At 60.0% G+C, this 8230-nt stretch carries 6 protein-coding genes; 1 reads left to right on the top strand and 5 read right to left on the bottom strand.

The genetic code is table 11. The features are described from left to right. Positions 1-215 precede the first annotated feature (215 nt). Positions 216-1085 (top strand): iron-sulfur cluster carrier protein ApbC, encoded by an 870-nt coding sequence (apbC, locus tag HQL63_12840; protein ID MBF0177712.1) that lies wholly within the window; start codon positions 216-218, stop codon positions 1083-1085. Between the two features lie 377 nt (positions 1086-1462). Here the strand turns inward: apbC and purH are convergent, their stop codons facing one another. From purH to HQL63_12815, 5 genes are all read right to left on the bottom strand, one after another. Beyond that, positions 1463-3058: a bifunctional phosphoribosylaminoimidazolecarboxamide formyltransferase/IMP cyclohydrolase gene (gene purH, locus HQL63_12835; protein ID MBF0177711.1), complete on the bottom strand. Its 1596-nt coding sequence runs from the start codon at positions 3056-3058 to the stop codon at positions 1463-1465. Positions 3059-3087: 29 nt separating this feature from the next. After that, positions 3088-4209 carry a bifunctional diaminohydroxyphosphoribosylaminopyrimidine deaminase/5-amino-6-(5-phosphoribosylamino)uracil reductase RibD gene (gene ribD / locus HQL63_12830; protein MBF0177710.1) on the bottom strand — a complete coding sequence of 374 codons (1122 nt, stop codon included), beginning with the start codon at positions 4207-4209 and terminating at the stop codon, positions 3088-3090. Positions 4210-4212: 3 nt separating this feature from the next. After that, entirely contained in the window at positions 4213-5469 is a 1257-nt protein-coding gene (locus HQL63_12825) for a serine hydroxymethyltransferase (GenBank protein ID MBF0177709.1), read from the bottom strand. A gap of 5 nt (positions 5470-5474) precedes the next feature. Further along, entirely contained in the window at positions 5475-5936 is a 462-nt protein-coding gene (gene rpiB, locus HQL63_12820; protein ID MBF0177708.1) for a ribose 5-phosphate isomerase B, read from the bottom strand. Between the two features lie 580 nt (positions 5937-6516). Then, on the bottom strand, positions 6517-8067 hold the full coding sequence (locus tag HQL63_12815; protein ID MBF0177707.1) for a GMC family oxidoreductase: 1551 nt from the start codon (positions 8065-8067) through the stop codon (positions 6517-6519). Positions 8068-8230: the final 163 nt, after the last annotated feature.

The raw sequence follows: 8230 nt of genomic DNA, 5'->3' as shown, positions 1-8230 counted from the left end.
CCAGGGGGCTGGCTCTCTGGCAGGTCCAGGACAGAGTCCTGGTGGGGTTCGGGGCGAAGCCCTGACAAAGGCTTTCATGTCCGGGTTTTTCTTGCAAGGGTGTTGGATAGTGACGATGGCCTTGGCTGCGCACCTGACCTTGACTCGATGGTGCAGGGGAGTATGCTTCAATTCCTACTGATTTAGTATGGTTTAACCAGCAAAAGGAGAACACCATGTCGGATACACGACCCGGCTCGATGCAGGATGCAGCCCAGCATGGCGGTCAGGGGGGATTGTTGCCGGGGGTACGCAACGTCATTGCCGTGGCTTCGGGCAAGGGGGGGGTGGGCAAATCCACCACGGCGGTCAATCTGGCTCTGGCTCTGCATCAGAGTGGCGCCACAGTGGGCATTCTGGATGCCGATGTTTATGGTCCCAGCCTGCCGCGTATGTTGAACGTGCCGCGCATGCCCAACGACAGTGAGGGGGGGGAGAACGGCATTTTGCCGGTGGTGGTGTATGGCATCAAGGCCATTTCCATGGGCTTTTTTGTTCCCGAGGGGGCCCCCATGGTTTGGCGGGGTCCGATGGTGGGCATGGCTGTCGAGCAGTTGTTGCGTGATGTTGACTGGGGCGTATTGGACTATTTGGTGGTGGACCTTCCTCCCGGAACGGGGGATGCGCAGTTGACTTTGACGCAAAAGGTGCCTCTGACCGGCGTGGTGATTGTCTCCACGCCGCAGGATGTGGCCCTGTCCGATGTGAGGAAGGGGATCAACATGTTTCGCAAGGTCGACGTGCCGGTATTGGGGATCATCGAAAACATGTCCTACCACATTTGTTCCAACTGTGGTCACCGGGCGGAGATTTTTTCTCATGGCGGGGCGCGCCGGCAGGCGGAGTCGGAGGGGATGACCTTCCTTGGCGAGATTCCCCTGGACCAGGAGATTCGCGAGGATGCCGATAGCGGCCAGCCGATTGTTGTGGCGCGTCCGGATGCGCCGCAGAGTGTCATTTATCGGCAGATTGCGGCGGCTGTGGTGGCACGTGTGGAGGAGATCAATCTTGAGAAGGGGGATGCGCCCCGTATTGTTGTCGAGTAAGGATTGAAAAACGGGGATGGAGGTCCAGGAGGAAGGGCTGCGCCCTTCCTCCTGGTGGGGTTTGGGGCGAAGCCCCAATGAAATATCATTCCATAAAAAAAGCGATTGAAAGACTGGGATGGAGGTCCAGGAGGAAGGGCTGCGCCCTTCCTCCTGGTGGGGTTCGGGGCGAAGCCCTGACAATGGCTTTCATACCCAAGCCGTTTTTAAAGGTGGGGTTCGGGGCGAAGCCCTGACAATGGCTTTCATACCCAAGCCTTTTTTGAAGGTGAGGTTCGGGGCGAAGCCCTGACAAAGGCTTCCATACCCAAGCTTTTTTTGAAATGGTGCGGAATAGTGACGAAAAGTGAACATTTCAAATCGAGTCGGTTGGCCCATTAGTGGCGAAAATGACGCATGCCGGTAAAGAGCATGGCCATGTCATGTTCGTTGGCAGCGGCGATCACCTCTTCGTCACGAACAGACCCCCCCGGCTGGATGACAGCCCGAGCCCCGGCAGCGGCAGCGGCATCGACGCCATCCCGGAAGGGGAAAAAGGCATCCGATGCCATCACCGTGCCAAACACGGGATTGTCCTTGCGTCCGGCCTGGGCAGCGGTCTCCTGGGCCTTCCAGACAGCGATGCGGGAGGCATCCACCCGGCTCATCTGCCCCGCTCCCACACCCACGGTACACAGGGCCTTGGCATAGACGATGGCGTTGGATTTGACATGTTTGGCAACTTTCCAGGCAAACATGAGATCATCCATCTCCGCCGGTGTGGGAGCGCGCCGGGTAACCACCTTGAGGCTGCCGGGATCCACCGGAGCCAGATCCCGTTGTTGCACGAGCAGTCCACCCACGACCCGTTTCAACTCCAGAGCGGCCCCATCCACCTCACCAGAGGCCAGATCCGGGGCCTGCAACAGGCGAAGATTTTTTTTGTCGGCAAAAATTTTCCGGGCACCTGCGTCAAATCCCGGCGCGATCACCGCCTCCACAAAGGTGGTTGCAATCTCCCGCGCCACACTCTCGGTCACCAGTCGATTGAAGGCAAGAATGCCGCCAAAAGCCGAGGTTGGGTCGGTATCACGCGCTTTGACGTAGGCGGCCAACAAGTCGGCATCGGTGGCAACACCACAAGGATTGGTGTGTTTGACCACCACCGCCGTCGGTGCGGAAAACTCCTTGACCAGCTCAAAAGCGCCGTTGGCATCATTGATATTGTTGAACGAAAGGGGTTTTCCCTGGAGGGATTGGGCGTTGGCGACCGAAGGCTCGGCAACACCGCTCTCCACATAAAAAGCGGCCCGCTGATGGGGATTTTCGCCATAGCGCATCTCCTGAACCTGGTGATATTGCAGGGTCAGGGTGGCTGGAAAAAGCTGCGGTGTCCCTTTTTCATCCAGGGAGGAGAGCCAGTTGGAGATGGCGGCATCGTAGGCGGCGGTACGGGCAAACACCTTGCGCGCCAGGGTGGCGTTGGTGCTCTCGGCGACACTCCCCCCATGGCGGCGCATCTCGGCCAGGAGGGGCCCATAGTCGGCTGGATCGGTCACCACGGTCACGAAACGGTGATTCTTGGCTGCCGAGCGCAGCATGGATGGTCCGCCAATGTCGATATTTTCGATGGCCTCCGCCAGGGAACATCCCTGACGGGCCACGGTTTGTTCAAAAGGATAGAGATTGACCACCACCAGATCGATGGGAACGATCCCGTGTTCGGCCATTTGACGTTGATGTTCGGCGTTGTCACGCAATCCCAGCAGGCCGCCATGAATCTTGGGGTGAAGGGTTTTGACCCGTCCATCAAGCATCTCCGGAAAACCGGTATGCTGGGCCACATCGGTGACCGGTATCCCCTCGGTTTGCAGCATGCGGGCGGTGCCTCCGGTGGAGAGAATCTGCACGTTCAGTTCGACAAGCCCCCGACAAAATTCTGCCAGACCGGATTTGTCGGAAACGCTGATCAGAGCGCGTCGGATGATGGGCATGCGTAACGTCCTCCAAAAAAAGAAAAACCTCAATCGTCCGGGTAGCGCAACTCCCCGGAAACCAGCAAATCTTTTCCAACCTGTCGGACCTGCATTTGTTCGAGGCATGGTGCAGACGTCAGGCGATCGATGCCCAACCGATCCAGAAAACCCGGGGCATCCCGCCCGCCGATCAACATGGGGGCCAGAAACATGGCCAGACGGTCGGCCAGACGCGCCTCCAACAGGGCGTGGGTCAACGTCCCTCCGGCCTCTGACAAAACGCTGAGAATCCCTTTTTGGGCCAAAATGGCCATCAGGTCGTGCAGATCGACACGTCCTTCCTGGTTCTGCCGGCAAGGGATGATCTCCACACCTGGGATCGCTCCCAACTCCTGCATACGCACCGGATCGGCGCGAGGTGTGGTGGCAATCCAGAGCGGTGCCGGTGGGAAGGCGGAAAAAAGTGCGGCGTCACTGGAAATCCGCAAGGTGGAGTCCAACACCAGGCGGATGGGATTGCGCCCTTTGGGAAGACGGCAGGTCAGGAGCGGATTGTCGGCCAGGACGGTTCCACTGCCCACCATGACCACATCGTGCCGATCCCGCATGCGCTGGACCATCAATCGGGCATTCTTGCCGGTGATCCATTGGCTTTTGCCGGTACGGGTCGCAATCTTGCCATCCAGGGAGAGCGCGCCCTTGAGGGTCACCATGGGACGTTTTTGGGTGATCCAGGTCAGAAACGGCGCGTTCAGACAGGCTGCCGCCCGCTCCTCAACGCCCAAAAGAACGTCGATGCCGGCCTCCTGCAACCGCTGCAAACCCCGGCCTGCCACCAGGGGGTTGGGATCGCGCATGGCGGCCACCACCCGCTGCACCCCGGCTTCGATCAGGGCATCGGCACAGGGGGGGGTGCGGCCAAAATGAGAGCAGGGCTCCAAGGTGACATAGGCCGTGGCCCCCCGGGCCGAATCCCCGGCTTGAAGCAAGGCTTCCACTTCGGCGTGGGGCCCCCCGGCCTGGTGGTGATACCCCATGCCCACCCGCCGGCCATCCCGCACCAGCACACACCCCACCAGCGGATTGGGACGGCTCCGCCCTTCCGCCCGCGCCGCCAGACGCAACGCCTGCATCATGAAACGGCGATCGACCGAGGCATCCTTTCCCATCGATCACAATCCGGGATACACCGGAAAACGGGTACACAAGGCCCGCACCCGCTCCCGCACCTCTGCTTCCGCCTGGGTGGAATCACCACGCCCCAAGGCATCCACCACCGAGACGATACAACGGCCCACCTCCTGAAACTCCGCCTCACCCAACCCCCGGGTGGTGGAGGCCGGGGTTCCCAGACGAATGCCGGAGGTGACGAAGGGGCTTCGGGGATCCTTGGGAATGGCGTTTTTGTTGCAGGTCAGGCCGGCCCGTTCCAGGGCTGCTTCGGTATCCTTGCCCGTGATGTTGCGGGAGGTGAGATCCACGAGCATCAAGTGGTTGTCCGTGCCACCGGATACGATCCGCAACCCCCCTTCCATCAAGGTGGCAGCCAGCGCCTTGGCATTGCGACGAATCTGCTGGCCGTAGAGCTTGAATTCCGGCTGCAAGGCCTCTTTCAATGCCACTCCTTTGGCAGCGATCACATGCATCAGGGGACCGCCCTGAATTCCGGGGAAAATTTTGGAGTTGATCTTTTTGGCCAAATCTTCCCGATTGGTCATGATCATGCCGCCACGCGGGCCACGCAGGGTCTTGTGGGTGGTGGTGGTCACGACATCGGCGTAGCCGAACGGCGACGGGTGTTCGCCGGCGGCGACCAGACCGGCAAAATGGGCCATGTCCACGAGCAACATGGCGCCGACACTGTCACAAATCTCCCGAAATCGGGAAAAATCGATAAAACGGCTGTAGGCAGAGGCTCCAGCCACGATCACCTTGGGGCGATGTTCGCGGGCCAGGGCCGCCACCTGGTCATAATCGATCCGTTCCGTTTCCAGGTTCAGGCCGTACTGGACCGCCTTGAAGACCTGGCCGGAAAAATTGACCTTGGCTCCATGGGTCAGGTGCCCGCCATCGGCCAGGGACATGCCCAGGATGGTATCCCCGGCCTCGATCATGGCCAGATAGGCCCCCATGTTGGCCTGGGAACCCGAGTGGGGTTGTACATTGACATGGGCGCAGCCAAACAGCTGCTGGGCACGGGCTATGGCAAGATCTTCAGCCTTGTCCACGCAGTGGCACCCCCCGTAATACCGCTTGTGGGGGTACCCTTCGGCGTATTTGTTCGTCATCACGCATCCCTGGGCCTCCAGGACAGCCCGGCTGACGATGTTTTCCGAGGCGATCAATTCAATCTGGTTCCGCTGCCGCCCCAGCTCCTCCCCGATGGCAGCATACATTTCCGGATCGAATGATTGCAGATCGACGGGCATGGATTTCATGGGTTTCCCTTTTGATTTTGTTGCTCCATCTGTCGTTCCAGGATGGCGAGGCGCCGCTCATGCCGTCCCCCCTCGAAGGGGGTTTTCAACCAGGCCGTCAGAATGGCATCCGCCGTGGCCGGCCCGGTCGTGCGTCCCCCCATGACCAGAACATTGGCATCGTTGTGCAGACGCGACAGGCGGGCGGTGAGTTCATCGTGACACAACGCGGCGCGAATGCCCTGAAAGCGATTGGCCGCGATGGAGATGCCAATACCCGTCCCGCACATCAACACCCCACGGTCTCCCTCACCTGCCAACAAAGCGCGGCACAACCGGCCAGCAAATTCAGGATAATCCACCGACTGCGGACCGTGCGTTCCCAAGTCCACCACTTCATGCTCCCGTTGCCGCAAATACTCCACCACCTGGGCTTTCAAGTCGACAGCCCCGTGGTCGCAGGCCACCAGAATCCGCATCCGTCCCACTCCATACCGCAATGTGTCATCATCCATTAGCATCATGATCGCTGCTCGTCTCCACAAACGCCAACCCGCTCCAGGTCAGCCAACCGTCCACGAAACATGATGCATTTTGAGTCAAAAGTCAAAAAACAATGTATTAAGGCTCCGCCCCCAGGACAACCGCATGTGAAACAGCGTGCTGCCGACTTCTGTTTTCGCAAACCGTAACCATTCACCATCCGGCCACGAATCGGGGTCCAGAGGGCTGGCTCCCTGGCAGGTCCAGGACAGAGTCCTGGTGGGGTTCGGGGCGAAGCCCTGACAAAGGCTTTCATATCCAGGCAGTTCTTGAAAGGGTGGTCAATAGTTGCTTAAAAACTAATAAAAACTGCAATGCGTCCATCATCTGGCGCAAAAAGACGCGCCAGATGATGGACCATGGCCCGTCGCCCCTTAAGCCTTTTTTGCAAACAGCGCAAAAAAGGCCTGGGAAAAGGGGGGGCGTACAACAACAAAACGGGGCGCTGCCCCGGACCCCGCAAGGGCGCTGCCCTGGATCCGCCAGGGAGCCAGCCCCCTGGACCCCAATTCATGGTTATTTGTTTTTATCCTGTTTTTGTTCAAGAAAATGAATCACGTTACGCCGAGCCAGGGCCATGACACTGCCCTGGGGATTGACGCCTGGGGCATCACACAGCAGCGAGGCATCGCAGACATACAGGTTTTTCTGACCATGCACGCGACCAAAGGAGTCTGTCACGGCATCGCTGCCCACCTCGCCCATGGGGCAGGAACCCATGAGATGGATGGTCATCAGGCGGGTGTTACGAGCCGGCAGCTTGTTGGGCAGGCGGGAGAGGTGTCCGGCATGCCGCAGGGGCTCCATGCCCGCCACCTGGGGCCAGAGGGTATCCGCCCCGGCGGCGAACAGCAACCTGGCGAGGTGGCGCAGACCGGCAGCCAGATCACGCCAGGCAGTCTCCGGCATGTGCCAAAGGGGGAGAGGATGACGCAGCGAAGAGTGCGTGACCACCCGGCCTTCGCCCCGCACCATGACATAGTAGACCGCCAAATGTTCACTCTGCCCCTCGACAAGGGGCAGATAACGGGGGTGATCCAATAGAGATATGGCCAGATGGGGCGCGGACGAAACAGCACAGCCAAACCCCATGCGGGGGGAAAACTCCTTGACCTGATGCACCCCAACCCCGGTGTGCGGCAGGTTGACCTGTTCCGGAAAACGGGCCGTCACCTTGAGGGTTGGATGGGTGGCCAGGCGGCCTCCTGCCAGGGGGGCAAGTTTGTTGCGCTGCAACAAGGCCGGCGTACCGATGGCCCCGGCTGCCAGAAAAAGATGCCGGGCGAAAAATGTTTTGCGAGCAGGACGGGGCACGGAACAGGTCGGCACGGCGGTAACCTCCCAGGCATGATTCCAAAAGCGGACTCCCTCGACCCGAAATCGCACCAACAACGTCCCGCCCGCACGAAGAAAACGCGGAATGAGCGTGCGGGTCATGGTGTTGCGCTGCTCCAGAAAGGGCCGCTCTGCCGTTTTTTCCGACCCGACCGGTATGGGGAGATAACTGTACCAGCGGGGTACCTCCATGGCATGCCAGCCCAGGTTTTTGGCGCCAAGGGCCAATTTCAGGGAGTTGAGAGGGGGTGTGCCTGGATGGAGCATGACGCCGATATCCTGTTCGACGGCAGCGAAATGGGGTTCCATCGTTTCGGGGGTCAAATGGCGCACGCCGTTTTCCCGGGACCAGCGCCAAAGTGTCTCCGGAGGGGAGCGGTGGTAGAGTCCGCTGTTGATTTCGCTGCCACCGCCCGCGCAGCACCCTTCCACATAAGCCAAGGGCGGAGATCCCATGGCCGCCGTGAGTCCCCCATGGCGGTATTTGTAAATCATCTCGGCGCGGGAAAAGGGGATGCAACTCTCCTGGGAGGTCCATGCACCCTCTTCCAGCATGATGACGGCTTGACCGTTTTCCGCCAGCAGGGTTGCCGTCATGGCCCCGCCGGGACCGGATCCCACCACAAGGATGTCGGTGCGGATCTCCTGCCCGGCGAGCCCGGAACACTCTCCCCATGGAATCCCGGCACCTCCTGGAGGGGTGTGTCCGGTGCAGGTTTCGGTGGTGGGCATGAAAATCTCCAAAAAAAATATTGAAAGACTGGGATGGAGGTCCAGGAGGAAGGTCCAGGAGGAAGGGCTGCGCCCTTCCTCTTGAGCGGGGTTTGGGGCATCGCCCCAAAAAAAACGTTTAAAAGACTGGGATGGAGGTCCAGGAGGAAGGGCTGCGCCCTTC

The organism is Magnetococcales bacterium (assembly GCA_015231175.1).
Taxonomy (GTDB): Bacteria; Pseudomonadota; Magnetococcia; order Magnetococcales; family DC0425bin3; genus HA3dbin3.
This window is presented reverse-complemented; position numbering and strand designations above follow the sequence as displayed.

Bases quoted from the DNA above. Each gene is read 5' to 3' on its own strand.
- apbC (MBF0177712.1), top strand. From the start codon at position 216: ATGTCGGATACACGACCCGGCTCGATGCAGGATGCAGCCCAGCATGGC.
- purH (MBF0177711.1), bottom strand. From the start codon at position 3,058: ATGCCCATCATCCGACGCGCTCTGATCAGCGTTTCCGACAAATCCGGT.
- ribD (MBF0177710.1), bottom strand. From the start codon at position 4,209: ATGGGAAAGGATGCCTCGGTCGATCGCCGTTTCATGATGCAGGCGTTG.
- HQL63_12825 (MBF0177709.1), bottom strand. From the start codon at position 5,469: ATGCCCGTCGATCTGCAATCATTCGATCCGGAAATGTATGCTGCCATC.
- rpiB (MBF0177708.1), bottom strand. From the start codon at position 5,936: ATGCGGATTCTGGTGGCCTGCGACCACGGGGCTGTCGACTTGAAAGCC.
- HQL63_12815 (MBF0177707.1), bottom strand. From the start codon at position 8,067: ATGCCCACCACCGAAACCTGCACCGGACACACCCCTCCAGGAGGTGCC.